Below are 24,794 nucleotides of genomic sequence, written 5' to 3' on the forward strand. Positions count from 1 at the left end.
ACAGTAGAAAATATTTTTTAAGGTTAGGGTCTGTTGAACATTCAAATGTGGAACTGGCAGTGGCTAAAATCACCCCAAACGTTGTTGTAAACCTAGCTAAGGTCTCGACATTATCGTCAGTTTACGCCTAGTTTGATGCGATTTTAGCAATCAGCAGTCCTAATATTTGAATATTCAACAGACCCTAGTAAAGTTTGTGATTACAGTAGCTGTATCACACGCATTTTTGTTGCTTATTGGCCCACGTCTTGCTTTAATAGTGAAAGAGCTTACATAAATAGTGCAAACCATTTATTTATCTGTAATAATTAATCTATTTATCGTTGCCGCATTGCTTGTATAGGGAAATTTTCTCTGTATGAAAATAGCAGCAGCCATCCATTATACTGCTTACGAGTTCTAGGATATCATTATGACTGTTAAAGCCCATACACAGCGCACCGTCAAGCGCAAAATTTTTACCCTGATTACAAGCGTAAGCTTGATTGTGGCCAGTATGCAACCTGCTTTGGCAGCGATAGAAATAGATGAAGATGACTTTGGGCCTTCTTACGGCACTATGGCAGTAGATACTATCGTTGGCAAGCCACTGGGTTTAGTGACTGCCGTGGCTGGTACGGCAGCTTATATTGTCAGCCTCCCTTTTTCTCTAATCGGTGGTAACGCTGATCAAGCTCAGCAGAAGCTATTTGTAGAGCCTTGGGATGCGATGGGACGGTGCTTAGGCTGTACGGTTGCCGAAGACAACTATTATAAATCGCAGGTCGTTGACAATAACGTTGTGCGTATCGTCGTTGATCAACCATCAGAGATTATTATTAATACCAATGACTATGTTGTTGTTAGACCCTAAACATAACTACCATTAAATAGTTATAAAAAATCCAATAAAAAAAGGCTAACATGACGTTAGCCTTTTTTATTTTTTAATCTGACGGTCAGTAAAATGTGTTTACTTATTAATATTGCCAAGCTTAGCGCTAATTTCACGAAGCAATTGCACTTCTTCTGACGGCTCTTCTATTGCTTCTTCTATTGCTTCTTCTACCTCATCTGCACGGCGTAATCTGTTGACCATTTTTACCATCATAAAAATAATAAATGCCAAGATTAGAAAGTTAATCAGTACGGTAATGAAGCTACCGTAAGCCAATACAGGAATGCCAGCAGCTTTGAGGGCATCATAGGTTCTTGCCACACCTTCTGGCGCATCACCCAATATCAAAAACATATTCTTGAAATTAATTTCGCCGCCAACGATAAAAGCAACAATGGGCATGATCACGTCTTCTACTAAAGACGTTGTGATCGTAGCGAAAGCCCCCCCGATGATTACACCGACGGCCAGATCCATCACATTACCCTTTAAAGCAAATTCTTTAAACTCAGATACCATACTCATAATTTCTCTCCTTAAAAATCTTATCGACCATAAGATAAGCGTATAAATGATGAATCTAACTTGGGATTTCAATAATAACCGTAAAATTACTTTTTTTTACTAAATGATATCCGACTATTGTCTTTTTATTCTATGTAAAATGCAACACAAAAAAAAGCAGCATAGAATAGTTGGTATACTACTATTCTATGCTGCTCACTATATATCTTTAATGCGGAACCAAATAATGGATAACCACTATTTATTGTTCAATATTACGCACCTTTCTTACGACCATGACGCTTACGCTCACTTTCAGTCAAGTAACGCTTACGTAGACGAATCGCTTTAGGTGTTACTTCAACCAATTCGTCATCTTGGATGAACTCAAGTGCTTGCTCAAGCGTAAACTTAACTGCTGGAGTCAATGTCAATGCTTCATCAGTACCACTAGCGCGAACGTTAGTTAACTGTTTAGCAGTCGTTGGGTTAACAGCCATATCATCGTTACGTGAGTTAAGACCAACGATCATACCTTCGTATACTTCAAGCTGTGGCTCAGCGAATAATTTACCGCGCTTTTGCAAGTTGAACAATGCAAAGCCTAGGCAAACGCCTTTAGCCATAGAAACGAGTACACCGTTAGAGCGGCCACCAACATCACCAATTTTCTGTGGACCATAATGTGAGAAGCTTGACGTCATGATTCCTGAACCTGATGTTAAGGTCAAGAATTCAGAACGGAAACCGATCAAACCACGTGCTGGCATAGTTGCTTCAATACGCATACGACCTTTGCCATCAAGTTCCATGTTAGTCATCTCGCCTTTGCGTAGACCAACCTGCTCCATGATAGAACCTTGATGCTCATCTTCAATATCGAACACAACGTTTTCATACGGCTCTTGTAGTTTACCGTCAACTTCCTTAACGATAACTTCTGGGCCTGAAACACCCATCTCAAAACCTTCACGGCGCATGTTTTCGATAAGTACAGATAAGTGAAGCTCACCGCGACCTGATACTTTGAATTTATCTGGAGACTCAGTGTCTTCTACACGTAGTGCAACGTTATGAATCAATTCACGCTCAAGACGCTCACGAATATTACGTGAAGTCACAAACTTACCATCACGACCAGCGAACGGTGAGTTGTTTACTTGGAAGTTCATTGATACGGTTGGTTCATCAACCGTTAGTGCTGGTAATGCTTCAACGTTAGCTGGATCACAAATCGTATCTGAGATATTAAGTGCATCAATACCAGTGATACAAACGATATCACCAGCTTGTGCATCTTCAACATCAATACGATCAAGACCATGATAGCCCATGATTTTTAAAATACGGCCATTGCGCGTGTTGCCATGCTTATCAATAACAGTTACTTGTGTATTAAGTTTAACTTTACCACGCTGAATACGACCAATACCGATAACACCAACGAAGCTATTGAAGTCAAGGCTTGAGATTTGCATGCGGAACGGTGCATCTGCATCCACTTGTGGTGGCTGCACGACATCAACGATAGTTTTGAACAGTGGCGTCATATCATCAGCTAAATCATCAGCTTCTAAGCCTGCAATACCATTCAATGCTGACGCATAAACAACTGGGAAATCAAGCTGCTCATCAGTTGCGCCTAGGTTATCGAACAAATCAAAAATTTGATCCATTACCCAATCAGGACGCGAACCAGGACGGTCAATTTTGTTGATAACAACAATAGGCTTTAGACCTTGCTCGAACGCTTTTTGCGTTACGAAACGAGTCTGTGGCATTGGGCCATCAACAGCATCGACCACTAGAAGTACACAGTCAACCATCGACATGACACGCTCAACTTCACCACCAAAATCGGCGTGACCTGGGGTGTCAACGATGTTGATGCGATACTCTGTATCCGAAGATTTATCTGTCCAGCGGATAGCTGTGTTTTTAGCCAAAATGGTAATGCCACGTTCTTGCTCAATATCGCCTGAATCCATTGCACGTTCAGCAATGTTTGCACGATCGCCAAAAGTGCCAGATTGATGTAATAGTTTATCAACCAAAGTTGTCTTACCGTGATCAACGTGGGCAATAATTGCGATGTTACGCAGGTGTTTGATATCGTTCGCCATATAAAATGCTCTTTTCGTCTTAAAAAAAATGCAGTAGCAGTAAGCACCGCTGGATAAACTTTTACCATCAACCAGAGAGATATGACTACAGGACTTTTAAATGAGTACACAATAGGTGAGTTCATTTAATTAATAGTAGTAAAATCAAATACCTATGCTGGAAAATCCATCGTACAGATAGCTATGCTAATGTACACTTTGTTAATCTACAAAGTGTTTGGGTCGATAGTATAACATTATTGCACGATAAATTTATGTAATAACTTACTTTTCTCAGTACATAAATAAAAAAAAGCCACCCATTGGGCAGCTTTTTTTGTAACGATATAACTTAGAAGATAATTATCTAACTATTATTTACTGAACAACCATATCTTTAGTTTGTTCAACAGTCATAGTTTTGTCACCAGTAATGATGGCATAAACACGACGGTTCATAGCGCGACCTTCTTCAGTGTCGTTTGGTGCGATTGGTTGGTCATAACCATAACCAACTGTTGATAGACGGTTTGGAGCAATACCAAATTCGTTAGTCAACATAGATTTCACAGCAACAGCACGGGCTTCAGACAGACGTTGGTTATAACGTGCTGAAGGACCAGTTTTAGAAGCATGACCTTCTACGCGTGCAGTTGAGTTAGGGTACTCACGCATCTTCTCTGCTACTTTAGCGATTTCAGGCTTGTACTGGTTTTTGATAGCTGATTTATCGTTATCAAAGAATACACGAAGTTCCATTTTCAGTTCGTCAGTAATATCTACTGGTACTGGGCAACCACGCTCATCAACAACAACATTCATTGGAGTGCCTGGGCATGCATCGATGCTATCAGGTACGCCATCACCGTCAGAATCAAGATCAGATTCAACAACAACGATTGGTGCAGTATCAACCATAGGCTCTTCCATTGGAGGAACAGCTACTGTAGGTGCTAGATGGCCACCAAGTACAACTTCTAGACCGGCTAGAGCCATGCCTTCCCACCAGTTGTTATCGAAGTTATGAATCGCACGAGCTTCACCACGTAGGCTTAACGCATCGTTGATGCGATACATAGCACCTAGACCTAGGTTACCGATAGTATCTTTTGAGCTTGATACTTCAGTACCAGCATCAACCGTGTCGCCATTAGAAGCAATGTAACGCTCTTGGTTTTCTACTTCGATTTTAGACTGACCAGCACCAACTAATACATAAGGCTTAAGTGCGCCATCAGTATAACCAGTGAATTCTTCAGTACCGATTAAGAAGTTACCAGAGATCATGGTTTGTTCAACGTCAAAACGGTTGATACCAGCATCTGCAGAATCTTCAGACGCTTCGCCGTTTGCATTAGAAACACCATATTCTACTTGGAACTGAGTAGAAGGAGTTAGCTCGATACCTAGTGCAGCACCAGTATATAGGCTACTTTCTTTGGCTACGCCGCCGTTGTTGTTACCACGTGAGCCATCACCAATTTGATCGCCATTAGCGTTTTCATAAAGGTTTTTACCAGTACGTAAGATGTCACGCTGTTTGTCAGCTGTGTCACTGATATCGTCAGTAACGTGATAACCTAATAATAGTGGGCTAATAGTAACGCCAGCATTAGCTGCTAAAGGTGCAACTGATGCAGCAACCAGAGCTAGAGCAATTTTATTCAATTTCATGGACTTCCTCCAAAGGATAATTTTAGTGATGCGTTAAGCAAAACCACTTCTCAAGATGCTCCAGAATAGACATCTTTTACGAATTTTAAATGACAAAGCAAAACTAATTTAGAAGTAGCTTAGCGATTATCGATTCAGTTTACAACTTTTTTCGTTAACGAGCTACACATTATTACACGATAATGTCGTAACTAAAACACAATAACCAGCTTAAGTTACTGAGAACAAACACACCTTACGTTTTTTACCTTTTGTGTATGAGCTCGCAATAGACTTTCAACCAAAGTGTCTGTGTTGGTTGAGGGTATTTTAATACAACTGGTACCTTTTCTCTATTGTTAAAATTACCTATTCACTAATTGAAACATTTTTTGACAGTAGACATATATTCTGTTTATATTGTAATAACAAACATTAATCTAATTTTTATCTTTGGCTAAAATGATAAGTACATAGACGATTAATATCTCAGCAACCTAAATATTATTAACAAAAATATTTATGAGGCTTAATCACAGGTATTGATCACATTCATTCTGACAAAGTGTCAAATACATTATTTGTTACAAGTAATAATCCTATGGCTATAGTATATAAAATATCGTCAAATTACCAACAACTATCTGCATATATTTTACTTAAATTTATTTTAGGTAAGAATAAACTTGCTCACCCATCCATTGTGATACCAAGGGCTAAGATTTATTTTATAAATGATAAACAAATCACATTGAATAAGAATTTTATGCTCGATAGACGTATGTCTAAAAGCTCAAGCCAAAATGGCTTTACATTAATAGAGCTCATCGTGACCGTAGCAGTATTAGCAATTATCATGATGATTGCCGCACCCGCTATCTTGACACAATTGGCACGCATGGAAGCTCAGCGTATCAGGTACGGAATAACAGACACGCTAAAATTAGCGAAAGCGGAAAGCGTCATTCGTCGCCAAAACTTATTAGTGTGTTTGTCGGATGGCAATGGTTTATGTCATAAGAACAGCAATAAAACCTTGCTGCTCTTTGTAGATAACAACGATAACCAGCATTTTGATAAAGGGACAGACGAGTTGTTAGAAACACAAAACCTGAATCCCAAATATGGTACCTTGCATCTACGTGCAGGAAAACGTCGTTACGTCAGGTTCTATGGTGATAGCGGTAAACCACGCGGGCATTTTGGTCATTTTAAGTATTGTGCAAACTCAACATACAGCCAGGCGATGTATCAAATATCATTCAGTCAAGGCGCTAATATTACTTTTAAGCCTAATGACAGCCATCCGACTGGGTGTGGTGACTAACATGCTTTGAGGTTAAAGCTTTTAAATTTTTTCATGCTTTAGCTATAACTGATAGCGCTGCTGCTGCTGCCAAAGCAAGCGACTTTGTAGCGGCTGATAATCTAGGAGGTGGTCAATCAATTGCCGATGCAAACGCGACCAAGCATTAAGTGTGACATCGCTTATTCCCTGCTCCACCATCATCACTATCTCACTGCCCTCAAAAACCGCTCGCCCCATATCAGCACTTTCTAAAAACTCACCTTGCACAATCGGCACCAAACCGGCATCCGGTAAGAACCGATAAACACTCTGAGACTCGATACTATCTTGAACATTATCCTGCGTTAGTGTCAAGGCAAAACCCAACTCATTAAATAGATACTGCTCAAACTGCCGCAAACACAAGCGCAGCTCATTAGCCGTTAATGGCTGTTTTAGCCTATCCAAACTGTCTTGGTAATGTTGCCATAGTTTTGGCATCGGATCTTCAGTGGGCAATAAGCGCCATAGTATTTCGTTTAGATACAAGGCAGCATATTGGTGTTGACCAGTGATATTCTCGTAGGGAATGGCTGTGAGCGTTTTTGCAGCATCGTCTTCTGGAAGTACGTCTGTCTGTACGACGTGCTGAGGTGCAATATTAATCTGACTGAATGTCTTTAAATCCCGCTTACCCGTGGCAAACAGTTGTAAAGGCATAAATAAAGGCGCGCCTTTTTTACCAATCCCATGTATGACACCATGCTGCTGAGAAAATAAATAGTATAAGGCACGTTTTTCTTGATAAGGGCGCTGGTGTAGTAAATAACCAATCAATGCTTCATTACGCATCTATCATTACCTCAGCGCTGATTATAAAAGACTAATTTTAATCGCTATTAATAGCCCAAACTGGTCAATGCACGTTCGTCATCAGACCAGCCACGTTTCACTTTCACCCACAGTGTCAGCATAATTTTTTTATCAAACAACTGCTCCATATCTTTACGAGCATCCATACCAACTTGCTTGATACGTTGACCTTTATCACCGATGACAATGGCTTTTTGACCACTACGCTCGACGTAGATAGTTGCATCGATGAAAGTACAAGCCTTACGTGGACGCCCTGTTTTTGGATCAGTGTGTGCAGGCTCATCTTTGAAACCATCAATCTGTACCGTTAAGTCATATGGCACTTCGTCACCGGCGCTACGCATGATTTTTTCGCGGATAATTTCACTGGCTAAGAAACGCTCTGAGCGATCAGTGATTTGCTCGGTATCATAAATAGGGGCAGCAATAGGTAGATGTGAGGCGATTACTTCTTGCAGGCGATCTAGGTTTTGGTTTTTCAAAGCGGAGACCGGGACGATGTCGGCAAAATCAAAGCTATCATTAAAGGTTTCCATCAGCGGTAAAACACTGCCTTTGTCCTTTAAGGTATCCGCTTTATTAATCACTAAAACTACAGTTAGATTAGTGTCGCCAAGCTTTTGTAAAACTAACAAATCATCATCACGCCATTGATCTGAATCAACAACGAATAATACCAAATCAACATCTACTAATGCAGATACTGCGGCTTTATTCATACGCTCATTAATAGCACGTACTTCATTGCGATGAATACCTGGTGTGTCAACGAATACTGCCTGCATTTCATGATTGGACAAAATACCGTGGATACGGTGGCGAGTCGTTTGCGGCTTACGTGACGTAATAGATAATTTCTGACCCAATAAATGGTTCATCAAGGTCGACTTACCCACGTTTGGACGTCCAACGATTGCCACATAGCCAGCTTTAAAGTCATCAGCCATACTCGCATTATTATTTGGCGAGAAAAACTCTTCGATGGCCAGATCGTTTTCTACATCGTTGCTTTCTGCCTCATTATTTTCTGAGTGCTCGGAATTTAAGTCAGCACTTTTTAATTCAGCATTTTCTAGTATTGGTTTTACGTCTGCTTTTTGGGTCATAGCGTTGGTATTATCTTCATTGTTTGATGGCAAGTCAGTACGATTGCTCATAGGTTTATCCTGTGGGGTTTATCATCAGCTCAACAGTTCTACTGCTATCTAAAATAAAGTAATATCAAATAAGATAGCAGCACCATGCTTGGCTTGAGAATATTTGCGGTTTTAAAATAAGTATTATTTAAAAATAACTCTTACTTAAAAAAATTGTAAATTCATTTTTTGGTCAAAATATGGTTTTGCTGTCTAGATTACGAGCGAGTTTTAGGCAGGCTTGGGAGCTTATGCAGCTGATTAATCATCAGCTCTGCTGCTTTTTGTTCAGCAATACGGCGACTTTCACCCGATTCAGTAATATCAGGGCAGTTACTAATGTTTACCTGACAGCGCACCACAAAAATTTGATGCGGTGCATTGCCACGGGTTTCCATAAGCTCATAATGTGGCAAATCAAATTGCTTAGATTGCAACCATTCTTGCAAGCGGCTCTTAGCGTCTTTTAGAGCTTTCTGGTCATTGACATTATCAATCAGGTCTCCATACCATGAGAGCACGCAATCACGAGTAATAGTCATATCCTGACTGTCTAAGTAGATAGCACCAATCAGCGACTCTACGGCATCCGCTAATATAGAAGCACGATTACGACCACCACCTTTACGCTCACCTATCCCTAATATCAAATGATTGGAAAGCTCTAGATTTTGAGCAATGATAACCAGCGATTCTTGGCGCACCAAAGTGGCACGCATACGCGTCAAACGCCCTTCGTTTTGACTGGGATAACGATGATATAAAGCCTCACCCACAATCATACCCAATAATGCATCGCCCAAAAACTCTAAACGCTCATAGTTTTTTTTGCTATCAAACGAGCGATGAGTCAGTGCCAGCTTGGGAAGTGTTAGATTATTAAACACATAACCCAGCTTGCGCGTTAATATGGCCAAGCGTTGGATGAATTCTGAGCTAACAATAAGCGTGTCGACAGACGTGTTATTTGTTTGGGGAGTAGGAACCGCCTGAGAGTGCTGCGAAGTTGGTTTCATGCGTGGCTTGTGGTTATCCCTTTTGTTTTACTGAGGTAATTGGTTAATAATGACTGGTTAATAACGATTAGTTAATAACGATTAGTTAATAACGATTAGTTAATAACGATTAGTTAATAACGATTAGTTAATAACGATTAGTTAATAACGATTAGTTAATAACGATTAGTTAATAACGATTAGTTAATAACGATTAGTTAATAAAAAATATGGTAGCAAATGATGTTTGACGAATAAATAAGAAATGAGCTATACACTCATTCAGTCTACTCTGCCATGGTTGCGTCAATATCACCTTCGAAGCGATTGACAATATCGACATTACCGAAAAGGTTATTGGTTTGTTCGTATTTCTTATAGATAGCTAGCTGACCCGTCTTTTTATTAGTGAAAGTAAACACGTCTTCTGCATTGGTATCATAATCAGCATTGATAGATAACTGCCGATTCACACGCTCGACGAATTGCTTGGCCGTCTCACCTTTGTCATTGGCTTCTTTAAGCTCCATTCCTAAGAGCTTAGTCAGCTGATAATCACCGATCTGTGCTGGTACAATAGCAATCATCAACTTGACAGCAATACCGAGAACAATGATAAATAATACAATGCTAGTCACGCTAGCGCCGCGCTGGGTAGACAAACCAGATAACTGCTGCACCATAACACCTCTCAACGGGTAAATTGCTATATTTTTATTAGATACTTCAATAACACTAAGTATCCATTTATTAAACTATTAGACAGTCACAATGATTGGATATTTAACATTATCGGATCATCATAATAGTAGCACGAAACTATTGTCCATAAATAAACACGCTGTTGCTCCATGACTTTAATCAATAGAGCCATTACGCGAAAAGGTGGGTACGTTGAGACCAGGTGGCTTATGCATCCAAATATAGACGGCCTTGCCTGCTAGGTTTTCATCAGGGACAAAGCCCCAAAAGCGACCGTCAGCACTGCGATCACGGTTATCACCCATCACAAAGTAATTACCTTCAGGAACCTTAATACGCCACTCATTTCCTTCTGAGCTAACCACTTCTGGTGACTGCTGCTGCAAAAACGGCCCATACTGCGAACTATTCATACCTTTCAAGTAGCGAACGAGATGCTCATGCTCACCCTGTGTTTCTTGAAAATATTGCGCCTCACCTTCTTCTTGTTGACCCATTGCTGCAGCGTTTTCTTCCGTAAGGACTTGCCCTGGTGCAATTTGTCCTGGGGGATACAGCTGTGCAGTGAGCTCAGCATTGGCATCAAAATCGATTGATTTGGTTGCTACTGGTACGTCATTGATAGCAAGCGTGCCTTGATCATAGCTGACCGTATCACCCGGTAAGCCAATGACGCGCTTGATATAATAAATACTTGGGTTTTCTGGGTAGCGAAATACCGCCACATCGCCATGCTCAGGCGCGCCTGTATCCAATACTTTATTATAAGTCAGTGGCAAACGCACACCGTAGGCATACTTGTTGACCGCAATAAAATCGCCAGTATATAAAGTTGGTACCATGGATGAGGAAGGAATATTAAACGGCTCAATTAAAAATGAGCGAACTATTAATACCACTGCCAATACAGGGAAAAAATCATAAGCCCAGCGTACCAATAAGCTCTCTTGACCGCGACCACGTGTTTTGCGCTGTTTAAACGCTAGCTTATCTAATAGCCAAATAATACCCAAGCCAATAGTTAATGGCACTAAAATCAAATTAAAATCGAAATCCATACTAAATTGCCTATTAACGAGCTGCTTATCTGACTATTTTAATTTATAAGACTAGCGATGATTATACGTATATCAATGTCTTAATCGACTTGCAATACTGCTAAAAATGCTTCTTGTGGAATTTCTACATTACCCACTTGCTTCATGCGTTTTTTACCTGCTTTTTGTTTAGACAGCAGTTTCTTTTTGCGAGAAACATCACCACCATAACACTTGGCCAATACATCTTTACGCATGGCTTTGACGGTGCTACGTCCAATGATTTGACTGCCAATAGCGGCCTGAATCGCCACATCAAACATTTGGCGTGGTATCAATTCTTTCATTTTAGTAACAAGCGCATTACCACGGTAACGAGACTGGGTTTCGTGCACAATCATGGCTAGGGCGTCGACTTTGTCACCGTTAATCAACACATCTACTTTGACCAGTTTGTCGACTTGGTAACGTTCAAAATTATAATCAAGTGAGGCAAATCCACGTGACACAGACTTTAGGCGATCAAAGAAATCCATCACCACCTCGCCCATCGGAATGTCAAATATCAGCTGAACTTGACGTCCCATAAAGCGCATATCAACTTGGACGCCGCGACGCTCAATACATAGCGTCATAACGTTACCCAAATAATCTTGCGGTACTAAAATCTGACAGCGGGCGATCGGCTCACGAAACTCTTCAATGTTATTAGGTTCAGGCAGTCTTGATGGGTTATCGACATAAATAATACTGCCATCTTTTTTTACAATCTCATAAATAACCGACGGTGCCGTGGTGATGAGATCCAAGTCATACTCACGCTCTAGGCGCTCTTGGATAATCTCCATGTGCAGCATACCCAAAAAGCCGCAACGGAAACCAAAACCAAGCGCATCTGAGGTATCTGGCTCAAAAAACAACGAGGCATCGTTAATTTGCAATTTTTGCAACGCTTCACGAAATTTTTCGAAGTCAGTAGATTCGACAGGGAACATACCGGCATAGACTTGCGGCGTCACCTGCTTAAATCCAGGAATACGATCAACATCAGGCGTTTTGGCATGGGTAATCGTATCACCAACGGGCGCACCAGCAATATCTTTAATACCAGCAATAATAAAGCCAACTTCACCGGCTTCCAAAACACCCGTATCTAGAGGTTTCGGTGTGAAAACACCAATAGAGCCGACCAAGTGCGCTTCTTTGGTGGACTTGATATAGAGCTTGTCACCTTTACGTATGGTTCCTTGACGCACACGTACTAAAGAGACCACACCCAAATAATTGTCAAACCATGAGTCAATAATCAACGCTTGTAGCGGGGCTTCACGGTCGCCGGTGGGTGCGGGAATAAAAGCAACCAAAGCCTCTAGTAATTTATCCACACCAAGACCAGATTTCGCTGATACACGTGGGGCATCGACAGCATCGATACCAATGATGTCCTCAATCTCTTGAATAACACGCTCAGGCTCAACTTGTGGTAGGTCAATTTTGTTTAAAACCGCCATCACTTCTAAGCCTTGATCGACTGCGGTATAGCAGTTAGCGACCGATTGTGCTTCCACGCCTTGCGCCGCATCTACGACCAATAGCGCCCCTTCACAGGCAGCCAATGAACGCGAGACTTCGTAAGAAAAATCAACGTGGCCTGGCGTATCAATAAAGTTGAGCTGATAGCGCTCGCCATTTGGGTGGTCATAAAACAAAGTCACTGACTGCGCTTTGATGGTGATACCGCGCTCACGCTCAATATCCATTGAGTCGAGTACTTGCGCCTGCATTTCACGGTCTTGCAAGGCACCGCACATTTGAATGAAACGATCGGCAAGGGTCGATTTGCCATGATCAATGTGGGCAATGATAGAAAAGTTACGAATATTGGCTAATGCAGTCACAAAGCGCCTACTAAATTAAGGGTGATAGAATAATGATCGGTTCGCAAAAAGGGCAATAACATCCATTGCTGCGACGTACCGATATATGCAGGTATTCTAGCAGTTTTCCACTGTAAAGTAAGGCGATTTTATTAGTAGGAATTAGAATGGCTGCTGACACTAACGACTGAATAGCGTTAACGGTTAAATAAGCGCTTAATTTAGCATTTTATAACGCAACGTTAAACGCTGTAATGAATCAAAGAACATTGATAGCCAACTCCTGCTTGATGAGCTATTTAGCCGTATCAGAGATTGCGCTGGTGTCTCTATTTGTTTGCTTTAGATATTTGTACATCCATGGCGATCGACCATAAAAAGCCCCATTGATTTGTGTCTGCTCGATCAGATACTCACGGAATCTTAAATAGAACTCATTGTCTGGGTCTTTAGGATGCTGCCAAAAATCATCAAGCGGCTTTGGGTCGGTCAGTTTTGGGGTGTCGTAAATTGCTCGACCCATCACCTTAGTAGGTTTTTTGTGGTATACCGACTGCAACCCTGTTGTACTGTTAATCGTCACCATGCCGATACTATGCTTCATCAAGGTTGGTAGATGCATATCGCAGCCATAAAAGACGCGGTGGCTGACCTGATAGCGCGTGGCTAAACTGGAGACCAATTCACGATAGTCTCGATGACCACGATCTAAGGGATGGTGTTTAAATACCAATAGCTGTGTTTGATTCGCATGACCTGCAAAGCTTGCAATGGCTTCGTCAATGAACTGTACTATGTCATGATAATCACTATGATGGGTAATCTGCGAGTCATTATGGACTTGTAAGCTGATCAAGAAATAATTATCACTTTCTTGTTTGGTCAGCCTCTTTTGTAGTTGTTTATCAGGTAAATACCCTCGCAATTTACGCCATGGCGCTTTGAGCCACGCGATTGCCTCTTGCCATGCCGTCATGCCACGGTAATGTGAATAATGCGGATAGCGGCTTTTGTATAGCCAAGCAATAATATAATAAACAATAGCAGCAATACTTAGCCGATAAAAGCGATTGTGCGTATAGATTGGATGGTCATTAGCCTTTTTGAGCGCTTTAATATCTTCAGTATTTAGGCGTGAATAGCCATTAATACCATACTCTTGCAAGGTAATATAATCAGGGCGTAAATAGCCTTCTTCAAACACAAAAAATGAGGTGCCTAATTTTTCACTGATACAGGACGCTTGCGTATGATGTGGGCGACAGTCGCCAAAACATACAATCGCATCAATATTATGCTCAGCAATAAAAACCTGCAACCAAGATGAAAAGTGCGCCAAAGTGCCCGTGTATTCATGCGTATTAGGATGGCTATAAAAAAAAGCATCGCCTGCATTAAAGTTTATTTTACTTACTTGAATATTTTGAGTTTGCAAAAATGTAGAAAAACGGTCAAAAAATCCGCCCATCTTTCCTTGTAACAGCAAAACGTGTCGATGAGTAAGCAAATGAGACATCGAAGCTGCCATAGTATTGAATTACCATTAATTGAAGGATAAAAGATAAAAGCAAGAGTGGTCGTTAGACCGCGTGAATAGACATTAATTATCAATGATTATACCGAAAAAGCCCATACTTGTCGCAATGGTTTTACATCACGTGTTTAGAGCAAATTAACGAAGCACTCTACGTAGACGCTGCTGCCATTGATGACGCTGCTGCATAAAACGGGTGGCAGCTTGGCGCTTGAACTGACTGGGTACGGCTGAAAGTTTTTGGGAAATAGAAATTATTTTGACCGAATTATTATTTATTTCAATTTGAGTTGCGGCAAAAGCGTTATTTTTTGGCGGGTACAAGTAATCAATGACTTGCTCGACTTGCGCCAGCCCATAACCATTAGGAAGTCGATATAAAGGATAGTCTATCAACGTGCAATGCAGCAGTTGTTCAAGTGTCAATGCTGTTTCTCGTTTGCGCCTGCTTAGATACTCAGCTTTTAATGGTAGCTGTGTATCAATATCGGTCGTTAGGCCCCAGCCTGCATAAAACGGTAAACCGTAGCAAGTCACTTTTAAACCACGCAACAAGGCTTCAAATCCCGTTAATGAACTCATGGTATGAACTTCATCGACACCCTCTAAACAGTCCGGCATCGCTGTATCATAAGCGACCGCTTGAACTTGTTTTAGATGCGCCTCTCCTACCTTACCTACGCGCAAGCCCGCCTCAACATCTGGATGAGGTTTATAAATCAGATAAGCATCTGGATTGTCTCGCTGTACACGCTCAATCAAGCCGCTATTGGTCTTAATTTCTGAACCACAATATTGCACCGATAAATCATCTTCGACTTGTCCAACGATAAGAATGCGGTGTTTTCCAGATACCTTTGCATTATGTATCCAAGAAGTATGCTGGCTATCAGCACTGCCGATATCAGTCCCGACATTGTATTTACTCACCCGCTGACTAAGCAACTTATCTTGAAGTTGTTTTACACGCCTACTTTGCTGTGGGCTCATCGCCTGACAATGACGTAATAACGTTTCCAAATCTGACGGCTGCGTCGCGTCATAATAGATACCTTGCTTGTCTATAACCACTGACAATGGCGCCAACAAGGTCGCACCCAAACCGTTTGAGCGAATAAACCCATCTTCCATGCAGTAAATAGGCGGCATCTGTGAATGCTGCTGCTTGGAAATCTTGGTCTGTAGTTTTTTTTGTACCTGTTGACGCTTCGCTAAACCCCATACCAATAGCGGCTGCTGATAATTGACCCGTAAGTGATCAGGGTGCAGTAAATTCTTGAGGCGTGGTTTGGGTTTTATAAACAGAGTGGTACGTGGCAGATGAACGAAAGCCTTCACAAACGGCAGCTTCCAGCGGCTAAATTCATATATCGTCAAATTACATTCAAGGCGTCCTTGCCAATATCGATTAGTCACTAGCCATTCAATAGCTGTGTCAATCTCGCAGGCTTGCTTGGTGGCTGGATCTACATAGCGGCTATAATCGATATAGGCGCTATAAAATAACGTTTCTAACGTCGCAGATGTTTTTTTAGGAAATGATTTAGGAAATGATTTAGGAAATAATGCAGGAGTTGAATTCCCCTTAGCCTCTTGTAGCTTGGTGACAAGTTTTTGACGACGTTTCTCGACCGCTTTAAGCAGATTTTTGGGTGCACCGCTATCATCGGTCAGTCCCCAGCCACTATACCAATTAACACCAAAGCAATGCACTGTCTTACCAAGCATCAATGCTTCAAAGCCCATATGCGAGCTAACGGTATAAACATCGCTAACTTGCGTTAATAATTCGATAGGGTTAAGCGTTTGGGTTAATAGTCGGACGTTTTTTGGTAACTTTAAATTGGTCAGATATCCTGATTTTGAGGCAGGGTGAGCCTTGATCCAAATATGTGCATTTGGATGACTACGGTATGCAGATTTTAACATCTTCTTAAACTGACGTTTGTTCGCACCAGCACCTTTAATAGACGCGTCGCCAACCACTTGGTCAATCAATAAAACATGCGATGTTAAAGCGCTTTCTTTTGGATTTGTATTTTCTTCATCAGCCAACTTGTCCAATGATGGACAATCGATAACTGAGTTGTACTTGCTAAGCCTTTCGTCGCATATACGTACCATCAATTGTCGAGCGCGTTCTTCATCTATACTTTTATTATTGGTCGTAATAGCATATTTAGTACGCTCAATAATCAGTTGCTCAAGGCGTGAGTGCTGCGTTAAATCAAAGTAAATACCAATATCATCAGTGATGACGCTCAGCCCATAGCGGCTACTGAGCCCTGAATCTAACGACCGTAAAAAACCATCCTCGATACTTAATGTAGGAATATCTCGGCGTTTGGCAGCATGCTTCGCTCGTTGATAGCTTTTCTTATGACCCCAACCGATAAAGGCATCAGGGGTTTCAATGCCTATATTAAGACGTTGTTGCAAGCTTGACCAAGGATACCAACGCTGAATGTCTGCTCGCAGGACACTCGATAGTAAAAGGTTATTACGGCACATACCTTTACCGACTACCGCCAGACGTTTTGGTGCTTTAGGTTTTAATACCTCAGGTTTCAATACCTCAGATATTAAAACCTCAGGCTTCAATAATGGCGAAAATAGTGCGTCATCAAAGGTAGACATTCCTTGCATCTCATCCTTATCTTTTACACTTTTTGCCATTCTCGATACCTTTATTAGTCATTATTAGTCATTGTTGTCTCAATCTACATAACCAGTATGAACCGTTATAGATCTAATACAACCTTAGCTGCAATTGCCAATTGATAAATAATTTGCGATAAGCCACGAGCAATTTCCACACGCTTGGTTTTGACTTTCGGTAATACCATAATCTCATCACCCTGCTGAATACGGTAGGCAGTGTTGACCACTTCGCTGGCGCCATTTTGATGAATAATCAAGATTTCTTTAACGTCGGCATTATCAGAGAAACCACCAGAATTGGCAACATAATCACCAACGGTATAATCAGGATTAAAGGTAAGTGCGCCTTGTGCTCGTACTTGACCATTAACGGTAATGACTGATGTCTGCGCTGGTATCTCAATAATATCGCCTTGCTGCAGAATAATATCCTGCCACGAGTTTGGCACAACAACAATCTGACCATCAGTCTGTACATTACGCGCCTTGGCGACGAACTGCTTAACCAGTGCAGCATCATCTTGGCGTAGTGCGGCTTCTTCACGAGTCGTTGACTGAGTGGCTAGTGTTAACTCTTCCAAACGATCAAGCGATTCATTAATCATGCGTTTTTGTTGTTCAGCAACAGATTGACGATATATGGTGAGATGCGTCAGTTTCGCCAGTGGACTCGGCTGCAATTGAGGGACGATATCTTTTAGGCGAGCACCGTATGGTACAACCATCGCGCCATTACCCGTATGCGCACCTTTCACCTGTACAGCGATTGTGCCTGCATAGCGATCTGAGGTCACTACCATTTGATCACCATTATAGACAGGGACATTCTGCGCTTCTGCAAGTGAATAATACTCTGCCGTTTGCGCTCGTCCTGCACTGCGAGTGATACTAACGTTGGTGGCATTCGCTGCTGGACTGGCCACTTGTAATACGTCACCAATGGTCAAATCATTCACATCAAATTCAAAGGTGTATTCATTCTGAACTTGCCCGCCCACTACAAACGTTTTTTTCTGCGGCGCAACCGTAATCACATCACCGTCACGAAACGCAAATGATTGCAGTTTACCCGCCAGTAAAAAATCATATAGATTGACTTGCTGTAGCATTTGACCATTGCGCTTGATTTGGATATCAATATAACTACCACGTGTTGGGTCGACACCACCTGCACGATCTAAATAAGACAACACCGAATCTGCGGCAAGCCCACCGTAGTAACCAGGCTGTTTGACAAAGCCAGTCACGAAAACCTTAACTGGTTGCGCTTGCTCTAAAGATGCATAAACACCAACGTTCGAGCGGTAAATACGACTGACTGCACTCTTGACGACGTTTTGTAGACTGCCATTTTGCACACCAGAAATACGGACTGGACCCACATTTGGCAAAAAGATATTGCCTTGCGGATCAACAGTTGTCGTTGCCGCATATTGATACGCACCCCACATCCGCACCTGTACATTATCGCCAGGGTTGATCACATAGCTATCGTTAAAAGTAGAGCCAGAAGTCGTCGAGAACGCACCACGAAATAACTGTTCGCCAAACATCAAATCTTGGGTATTGATGTCTTGATAAGGTCGTGTGGTGTTAATAACCGACTGACTCGGTAAACTTGCTGCATCGACTGCTTCTTGAGTCGTTGCTTGAGCTGGCACACCGCCAGCAAAAGCTTGCGTTGAGACATTGATATTGCTGCGGTTTTGGTCTTGACTCATGCTATTGCTACTAGTGCCAAAGCTAGATCCTGATATTTGATCCGCATAACTGGTCGCTGCGAGTGCTGAGATGCTGGTCGCAGCCATCGTCAAGCTCATTACCTTAATCATCGTCACGATAGGACGTGGTTTCATGTTCATGCGTTGTCTTCCTTTGCAGATCTGTCGATCATTACTGGTATCTGGTTTTTCAAAACTGCCTTGATCAAATCTAGCTACGATGGTCACGAACCACTGCCATCACTAAACGTACGAAGCCATAAAGCATCAAAAGCAATGCAAGCGATGTCCAAATGATATAAATGTGACGTGGATATGAGGCTTCTTCAGCTTCATAAGGGGTGGAAATCACAATCAAGTTTTTCATCTTTTTAAAGGCTTCTAAACGTGCCTTTTCAAGCGATGATAGTGACAACTTATATAGTTCAGTGGCAAACTCAACGTCGGCTTTAATCGTCTCAAATTGTACCGCTTGACGGTTCAATTTGGTGGTGTTTGGTGACGTCAATTTGGTTTGCTCTTGATTGATTTGTTCTTCAACCGCTTTTATCTGACTTCTTAACGACACCACTTGCGGGGCATCTGGATTGAGATAGCTGAGCAGTTGTCGCTCTTCTGTGCGCAATGAGCTAAGCTGCGCTTGTAAGCTACCAATCAGCTGATTAACAATTTGCGCATTGGCTTGCGGATCATAAATTTCGTTTTCATTTTGATAGTTGAGTAGCTGTTCTTTGGCATCATTCAAGCGATCTTGTGATTCATCTAATTGTGTCTCTGCAAACACTAGCTGATCACGCGCGACCTCTTGTGAAATACGGTTTACAAACTGCTCAGACTCACTCAAAATCGCTTTATTAAGCTCAAAAGCATAGTCCGAATCAAAGGCTTCTGTCGATACCGAAAGCACATAGCTTTGCTCGTCAAGATTAATATGGACACGACTTTTGAAATATTCGAGTAAATCTTCTTGCGAGGCGTCAGGATCAATTTCATTGAGCGGATCTGAGCCATCGACATGGTAAGCTTCTCGGAACTTGAACTTGTTATCGAGGCGCTTCACCATATCGTTAGACAAGATATATTCAGTCAGATAGGTTGCATCTTCTTTACTGGTGCTATTGACACCCAGTAAGGCCGATAAACCGCCACCAGATGGCACGCTAGATTCGCTCACTTGTTTTACGACCACATCAGCCGTCGAAATAAACCGGGGATGTGCAAGGGTCATGACATAAAATATCACTAGCACCCAAGGAATGATTACTAAGCCGATAAATAACGAGATGTTAACTATCTTACTTTTTTGCTTTGTGGATATGCTTTTCATAAACCTCAATCGCTTCTGTTGTATCGTCAAACACGTGTGCTGTCTGATCCATTAAAACAATGCCAATATCGCAATTACGTTTAATATCACCAATATTGTGTGACACTATTAAAAACCCTGCTTGTGCGCGTCGCGCTGCCAAAATCTCTTCACTACGCTTACGAAAAGCCGCATCACCAACCGCACCTGCCTCATCGAGCATATAGTAATCAAAATCAAACGCTAAGCTTAAGCCGAACGTTAGGCGTGACTTCATTCCTGACGAATAACTCTTAACTGGCATATCAAAATAGCTGCCAATATCAGCAAACTCTTCTACGAAACGAATTTTTTCGTCAATATAGGGACCGCTTGAATAAAGACGACAAACGAAACGGACGTTTTGACGACCCGTCAAACTACCTTGAAAACCGCCGGCGACCCCTACTGGCCAAGAGATCGTCGAATCGGTAATAATCTCTCCATGATCTGGCTCATCAAGTCCACATATAATACGCAGCAAAGTCGATTTACCCGCACCGTTGCGACCGAGCAATCCGACATTCTGTTTATCACCAATAGTCAGGGTCAAATCTTTAAATAGATAATGCCGACCTTGCTTGGTCATAAATGACTTGGAAACATTCTTAATTTCAATCACTTATTTACCTTTTCTTCTGTCTTACATAGCCATATTTAACGCGAACGAATCATGTCACGCTCAGCATACTTATAGAGCAACAATCCTAAAAAATTCACCGCAAACATCCATTTCAAAAAATACCCTATATCAATATGATCTGCTGGATAATTAGGCGCGAATGCATGTCTTATTAGCTCAATGTTATGAATAAAGGGATTATAGAGCAGATAGCTAAAATATGGCTCTGGAATAATATGAATGGGATAAATAATACCAGAAGTAAAATATAGTATCGTAAAAAATATAGTTATTACCTTGCTAATTTCGCCGCCGTAGAACCCAACAACCATCATGATTAAAGCAACACCAAAGCTAAATATAAACAGCGTAATCCAGCAAAATAGTACAATATGTAAATTTTCTAAACTGGCATAAATGTCAAAGAAAGCTAAGCCAAGCAATAATAATATTGACGTAAAAAAATAAATAACCAACTCTAAAAATGAGCGCGCAATAATCACATCGACGTGCTTGATTGAACGATACATCAACAAGCCTTTATTGGCCTCAACAGCCCCTAATGCTCTCGTCGCTATTTTCTGAAACATGCGAAAGGGAACCATCCCAGCTATTAAGAACAAGGAGAAATCCATTCCAGGCACTAAACGCTCACGAATAGCACCAAAAATTACTAAAAATATCAGTACTTGAAATAGAACTTCAAGCGGTGCCCACAGATAACCCAAACGATAGCCGCCAAAGCGTGTTTGCAGCTCACGCATGAGTAATGCATGAAACGCGGCACCCATGACTTTAAGGCCACTGCGATGCTTAATTGGACGATAAGGAGGTAATTGTACAGACATGGCGTTACAGGACTTTACTGAAAACAGCCCCTATGATAAGTAAGCGCGACATAAGTTACAAGAATTAATCTGTGTCTAGACAGATAAACCTATGATTTAGCAAGAAAACAGTAAGTAAATATAATTAAGCATTCTATTTACATTCGTGCAAATTACCGTTTTCACTGATTTATTTTAGGCAAAAAAAAACCAATCACAAAGGATTGGCTTTTTTAATGTTACTAGTCTTGCTATAAATGGTGGCGATGAAGAGACTTGAACTCTTGACCTCACGATTATGAGTCATGCGCTCTAACCAGCTGAGCTACATCGCCATTTTAGGCTCGGTATTATGCCCAAGTTGACTAACCTCGTCAACCCCAAAAAGGCATTTTTTCGAAAAAACATGGCGTTTTCTGCAAATAAATACTCACCAACACACAGTAAGCATTTTATAAATACAATTTCAGCCATTAAAAAGGTTTGGTAAACCGATAAGCCGGGTTCTGTCGTGGACAATCATTCCTCTAGGCGTACAATCGCTCGTACGCTCAAGCAACCTACCCGCATCGAACGCGGGCCGCGCCATGCCGATGCCTATTTGGTCTTGCTACGCGTGGAGTTTACCATGCCGTGAACTGTTGCCAGCCACGCGGTGCGCTCTTACCGCACCCTTTCACCCTTACCGATGACATGAATATCTTGCGATACCCATATAAGCCAAAGGCGGTCTACTCTCTGCTGCACTGGTCGTCAAGTTACCCTGCCCAGCCGTTAGCTGGCACGCTGCCCTATGTAGCCCGGACTTTCCTCCCCTGCTCATCTGTTGCCAGTGTGCAGCGGCGATTGCCTAGTCTACCAAGCGCGCTAGTATAGCAAATCTAATCGCCGTCTAGGAATATCTTTTACGCTTATTTGCATTCACAAGAATATTATTCATAAACCACTCAAATAAAGTCCTTTGGCAAAGACCATGTCTGATGCTTAAACGCTGTTTTAGTATCAGACATTGCATGGTTTTCTAATTGGGGTAACTGTAGCCAGTGTGTCGTTGGATAATGTTGCTGTAGATGGTTCTGTAAAAACTCAATCGTGCTATCAGCTATCTCGACGTCAGTATTATCGGTATCGTCATGGATATGATTATAGACAACACTATGAACCTGTAAGCCTCGCTGGGTAATAGCTTCGAGACTAAGCAAGGTATGATTAATGCTACCCAAGCGACCCGAAGTAACTAAAATAATCGGATAGCCTTGAGTAGCAATGTAGTCTAAAACGAATAACTGCTCAGTAATGGGCACTAGTAGCCCGCCTGCGCCTTCTAATAGCACTACTTCATAATCAGCTTGCAAGCTTTTTGTAGCGCTCGTAATAACCTCAGGATCGAGTGTTTGTTTGGATAGTCGACTCGCAAGATGCGGTGAAGCAGGCTTTTGATAACGATAAGGACACGTAGTAAAATTCAAATCACACGGCTGTAGCGGTATGTCCATTAACGCGCGGTGCGTGATAATATCATCAGCAATACCCATTTTACCGGTCATTGGATTGACACTAACGCCCGTTTGGACTAACTTTTGAGTGATAACGTTTGTGCCTTGCTGCATTAAGGCTTTTGCAAGCATACCTGTGGCATAGGTTTTGCCAATATCGGTATCGATACCAGAGATGAATAGCACGCTCATAGCAGAACTCTATCGGTCGTAGAAATTTGACCCAAGTAAGAAGTGACAACGGTTAGTAATGACTGGCATAACGTTACTAGCTCATCATCAGTGATGATGTAAGGCGGCATAATATAGACCAACTTACCAAAGGGTCTGACCCAAATACCATTTTCAATCAGCAATGTTTGAAAGGTCGGCATATCAACGGCTTCTTGCAGCTCAATCACTGCTACCGCACCCAAACAACGCACCTCAGCAACACCATTTAAACTCGCAGCTGGTGCAAGTTGCTGCTCCATGACAGATTGCATATTGGCTGTACGCGCTTCAATATCATAGGACAGTATTAAATCAATTGAGGCACAAGCAACAGCACATGCCAACGGATTACCCATAAAGGTTGGGCCATGCATCAGAGCTGGATAATCGCTTTGGCTAATGGTATCAGCAATATGGCGCGTACATAAAGTCGCGGCAAAGGTCATATAGCCGCCAGTCAATGCCTTACCAATCGTCATGATATCAGGACTAATATAAGCATGCTCGCAAGCAAACAGCTTGCCACTACGCCCAAAACCAGTGGCGATTTCATCAGCAATCAGCAGCACCTCATGCTCATCACATAGCTGACGTAATAGTTGCAGATATTCAGGGCTATAAAAACGCATACCGCCAGCGCCTTGGATAATCGGCTCGATAATAAAGCCTGCCAGCTTATCGCTATGCTCATCAAAAAACGTTGTCAGTGAAGTGCGTTCTTCTTCCACTAAAACACGCTCAAACCCTAATGGCGGGGCAGGAACGAAATGCTGCATCGGTAACTGTTTACCATACAAGCTGTGCATACCATTGATAGGGTCGCAAACACTCATCGCGTGCCACGTGTCGCCATAATAACCAGAGTGCGTTGAAGCAAACTGGCATTTTTGTGGACGCTTGGCGGCAATCTGGTACTGCAATGCCATCTTAAGTGCAACTTCTACCGCAATACTGCCACTGTCCGCATAAAAAATAGCCTCTAAACCAGTAGGCACAATATCGAGCAGCTTTTTGCCTAAATCTATCGCTGGCTGGTGGGTCAAACCACCAAACATGACATGCGCCATTTTGCCTAACTGCTCAATCATCGCCGCATTCAGTTTGGGATGATTATAGCCATGTGCACTCGCCCACCACGACGACATGCCATCGATCAGGCGCGTACCATCTTGGGTAATGATATAAATGCCCTCAGCACGATCAATAACGATGTTGGGATAAGTCGGTGGTAGGCTGGCATACGGGTGCCAAAGGTGCTGCTGGTCAAAATCGCTCATTATCTGGCTTGCATTTATCGTCATTACATTGTCCCTAAAGCGCTTTAAATC

Annotated in this window: 19 protein-coding genes, 1 tRNA gene and 1 other RNA gene; 2 read left to right on the forward strand and 19 right to left on the reverse strand. The window is 42.0% G+C overall.

Annotated features, from left to right (window positions below):
- Positions 1-412 precede the first annotated feature (412 nt).
- Positions 413-853: a hypothetical protein gene (locus RH96_RS13640; protein ID WP_010201775.1), complete on the forward strand. Its 441-nt coding sequence runs from the start codon at positions 413-415 to the stop codon at positions 851-853.
- A 99-nt stretch (positions 854-952) separates the two neighbouring features.
- On the opposite strand, the gene mscL is transcribed toward RH96_RS13640, so the two are convergent.
- The 3 genes from mscL to RH96_RS13655 all read right to left on the reverse strand — a co-directional run bounded on the left by mscL (position 953) and on the right by RH96_RS13655 (position 5,157).
- Positions 953-1,402: a large conductance mechanosensitive channel protein MscL gene (gene mscL / locus RH96_RS13645; protein ID WP_010201776.1), complete on the reverse strand. Its 450-nt coding sequence runs from the start codon at positions 1,400-1,402 to the stop codon at positions 953-955.
- A gap of 254 nt (positions 1,403-1,656) precedes the next feature.
- Complete coding sequence (gene typA / locus RH96_RS13650) at positions 1,657-3,504, reverse strand: translational GTPase TypA (RefSeq protein WP_010201777.1); 1,848 nt, start codon at positions 3,502-3,504, stop codon at positions 1,657-1,659.
- Between the two features lie 357 nt (positions 3,505-3,861).
- Positions 3,862-5,157: an OmpA family protein gene (locus RH96_RS13655; protein ID WP_010201778.1), complete on the reverse strand. Its 1,296-nt coding sequence runs from the start codon at positions 5,155-5,157 to the stop codon at positions 3,862-3,864.
- Positions 5,158-5,737: 580 nt separating this feature from the next.
- Between RH96_RS13655 and RH96_RS13660 the strand changes: the two genes are divergently transcribed.
- Positions 5,738-6,463: a GspH/FimT family pseudopilin gene (locus tag RH96_RS13660; protein ID WP_227500975.1), complete on the forward strand. Its 726-nt coding sequence runs from the start codon at positions 5,738-5,740 to the stop codon at positions 6,461-6,463.
- Between the two features lie 42 nt (positions 6,464-6,505).
- Here the strand turns inward: RH96_RS13660 and recO are convergent, their stop codons facing one another.
- From recO to bioA, 16 genes are all read right to left on the reverse strand, one after another.
- The gene (gene recO / locus RH96_RS13665; RefSeq protein WP_010201780.1) at positions 6,506-7,276 is read right to left on the reverse strand and encodes a DNA repair protein RecO; all 771 of its coding nucleotides are present in this window, start codon (positions 7,274-7,276) and stop codon (positions 6,506-6,508) included.
- A gap of 47 nt (positions 7,277-7,323) precedes the next feature.
- Positions 7,324-8,457 (reverse strand): GTPase Era, encoded by a 1,134-nt coding sequence (gene era, locus RH96_RS13670; RefSeq protein WP_010201781.1) that lies wholly within the window; start codon positions 8,455-8,457, stop codon positions 7,324-7,326.
- A gap of 197 nt (positions 8,458-8,654) precedes the next feature.
- A complete protein-coding gene (gene rnc / locus RH96_RS13675) occupies positions 8,655-9,452 on the reverse strand; it encodes a ribonuclease III (RefSeq protein ID WP_010201782.1) in 798 nt (265 codons plus the stop codon).
- A 266-nt stretch (positions 9,453-9,718) separates the two neighbouring features.
- A complete protein-coding gene (locus tag RH96_RS13680) occupies positions 9,719-10,114 on the reverse strand; it encodes a DUF4845 domain-containing protein (RefSeq protein ID WP_010201783.1) in 396 nt (131 codons plus the stop codon).
- Positions 10,115-10,288: 174 nt separating this feature from the next.
- Positions 10,289-11,191: a signal peptidase I gene (gene lepB, locus RH96_RS13685; RefSeq protein ID WP_010201784.1), complete on the reverse strand. Its 903-nt coding sequence runs from the start codon at positions 11,189-11,191 to the stop codon at positions 10,289-10,291.
- 80 nt (positions 11,192-11,271) lie between these two features.
- Positions 11,272-13,068, reverse strand: coding sequence for a translation elongation factor 4 (gene lepA, locus RH96_RS13690; protein ID WP_010201785.1), 1,797 nt, complete (start codon positions 13,066-13,068; stop codon positions 11,272-11,274).
- Between the two features lie 274 nt (positions 13,069-13,342).
- Entirely contained in the window at positions 13,343-14,563 is a 1,221-nt protein-coding gene (locus tag RH96_RS13695; protein WP_227500976.1) for a capsule biosynthesis protein, read from the reverse strand.
- A gap of 156 nt (positions 14,564-14,719) precedes the next feature.
- Positions 14,720-17,257: a capsular polysaccharide biosynthesis protein gene (locus RH96_RS13700; RefSeq protein ID WP_010201787.1), complete on the reverse strand. Its 2,538-nt coding sequence runs from the start codon at positions 17,255-17,257 to the stop codon at positions 14,720-14,722.
- Positions 17,258-17,322: 65 nt separating this feature from the next.
- Positions 17,323-19,104: a polysaccharide biosynthesis/export family protein gene (locus RH96_RS13705; RefSeq protein ID WP_010201788.1), complete on the reverse strand. Its 1,782-nt coding sequence runs from the start codon at positions 19,102-19,104 to the stop codon at positions 17,323-17,325.
- A gap of 70 nt (positions 19,105-19,174) precedes the next feature.
- On the reverse strand, positions 19,175-20,290 hold the full coding sequence (locus tag RH96_RS13710) for a capsule polysaccharide export inner-membrane protein (RefSeq protein ID WP_010201789.1): 1,116 nt from the start codon (positions 20,288-20,290) through the stop codon (positions 19,175-19,177).
- Positions 20,259-20,930, reverse strand: coding sequence for an ABC transporter ATP-binding protein (locus RH96_RS13715; protein ID WP_026037383.1), 672 nt, complete (start codon positions 20,928-20,930; stop codon positions 20,259-20,261). The genes RH96_RS13710 and RH96_RS13715 overlap by 32 nt, the downstream gene beginning before the upstream one ends.
- Before the next feature lie 35 nt (positions 20,931-20,965).
- Positions 20,966-21,778, reverse strand: coding sequence for an ABC transporter permease (locus RH96_RS13720; RefSeq protein ID WP_010201791.1), 813 nt, complete (start codon positions 21,776-21,778; stop codon positions 20,966-20,968).
- A gap of 237 nt (positions 21,779-22,015) precedes the next feature.
- Positions 22,016-22,092: transfer RNA gene (locus RH96_RS13725), tRNA-Met, on the reverse strand.
- Between the two features lie 144 nt (positions 22,093-22,236).
- An RNA gene (gene rnpB / locus RH96_RS14665) (RNase P RNA component class A) lies at positions 22,237-22,619 on the reverse strand.
- Between the two features lie 85 nt (positions 22,620-22,704).
- Positions 22,705-23,445 (reverse strand): dethiobiotin synthase, encoded by a 741-nt coding sequence (gene bioD, locus RH96_RS13730; RefSeq protein ID WP_010201792.1) that lies wholly within the window; start codon positions 23,443-23,445, stop codon positions 22,705-22,707.
- Entirely contained in the window at positions 23,442-24,767 is a 1,326-nt protein-coding gene (gene bioA / locus RH96_RS13735) for an adenosylmethionine--8-amino-7-oxononanoate transaminase (protein WP_010201793.1), read from the reverse strand. The genes bioD and bioA overlap by 4 nt, the downstream gene beginning before the upstream one ends.
- Between the last annotated feature and the right edge of the window lie 27 nt (positions 24,768-24,794).

The organism is Psychrobacter sp. PAMC 21119, assembly GCF_000247495.1.
Lineage (GTDB): Bacteria > Pseudomonadota > Gammaproteobacteria > Pseudomonadales > Moraxellaceae > Psychrobacter > Psychrobacter glaciei.

What these genes read in the sequence shown, in the direction of transcription:
- bioD (WP_010201792.1), bottom strand. Translation starts at nt 23,445, where the DNA reads ATGAGCGTGCTATTCATCTCTGGTATCGATACCGATATTGGCAAAACC.
- era (WP_010201781.1), bottom strand. Translation starts at nt 8,457, where the DNA reads ATGAGCAATCGTACTGACTTGCCATCAAACAATGAAGATAATACCAAC.
- RH96_RS13660 (WP_227500975.1), top strand. Translation starts at nt 5,738, where the DNA reads ATGGCTATAGTATATAAAATATCGTCAAATTACCAACAACTATCTGCA.
- typA (WP_010201777.1), bottom strand. Translation starts at nt 3,504, where the DNA reads ATGGCGAACGATATCAAACACCTGCGTAACATCGCAATTATTGCCCAC.
- RH96_RS13710 (WP_010201789.1), bottom strand. Translation starts at nt 20,290, where the DNA reads ATGAAAAGCATATCCACAAAGCAAAAAAGTAAGATAGTTAACATCTCG.
- recO (WP_010201780.1), bottom strand. Translation starts at nt 7,276, where the DNA reads ATGCGTAATGAAGCATTGATTGGTTATTTACTACACCAGCGCCCTTAT.
- RH96_RS13695 (WP_227500976.1), bottom strand. Translation starts at nt 14,563, where the DNA reads ATGTCTCATTTGCTTACTCATCGACACGTTTTGCTGTTACAAGGAAAG.
- RH96_RS13680 (WP_010201783.1), bottom strand. Translation starts at nt 10,114, where the DNA reads ATGGTGCAGCAGTTATCTGGTTTGTCTACCCAGCGCGGCGCTAGCGTG.
- RH96_RS13655 (WP_010201778.1), bottom strand. Translation starts at nt 5,157, where the DNA reads ATGAAATTGAATAAAATTGCTCTAGCTCTGGTTGCTGCATCAGTTGCA.
- RH96_RS13720 (WP_010201791.1), bottom strand. Translation starts at nt 21,778, where the DNA reads ATGTCTGTACAATTACCTCCTTATCGTCCAATTAAGCATCGCAGTGGC.
- RH96_RS13705 (WP_010201788.1), bottom strand. Translation starts at nt 19,104, where the DNA reads ATGAACATGAAACCACGTCCTATCGTGACGATGATTAAGGTAATGAGC.
- lepB (WP_010201784.1), bottom strand. Translation starts at nt 11,191, where the DNA reads ATGGATTTCGATTTTAATTTGATTTTAGTGCCATTAACTATTGGCTTG.
- RH96_RS13700 (WP_010201787.1), bottom strand. Translation starts at nt 17,257, where the DNA reads ATGGCAAAAAGTGTAAAAGATAAGGATGAGATGCAAGGAATGTCTACC.
- bioA (WP_010201793.1), bottom strand. Translation starts at nt 24,767, where the DNA reads ATGACGATAAATGCAAGCCAGATAATGAGCGATTTTGACCAGCAGCAC.
- mscL (WP_010201776.1), bottom strand. Translation starts at nt 1,402, where the DNA reads ATGAGTATGGTATCTGAGTTTAAAGAATTTGCTTTAAAGGGTAATGTG.
- RH96_RS13640 (WP_010201775.1), top strand. Translation starts at nt 413, where the DNA reads ATGACTGTTAAAGCCCATACACAGCGCACCGTCAAGCGCAAAATTTTT.
- rnc (WP_010201782.1), bottom strand. Translation starts at nt 9,452, where the DNA reads ATGAAACCAACTTCGCAGCACTCTCAGGCGGTTCCTACTCCCCAAACA.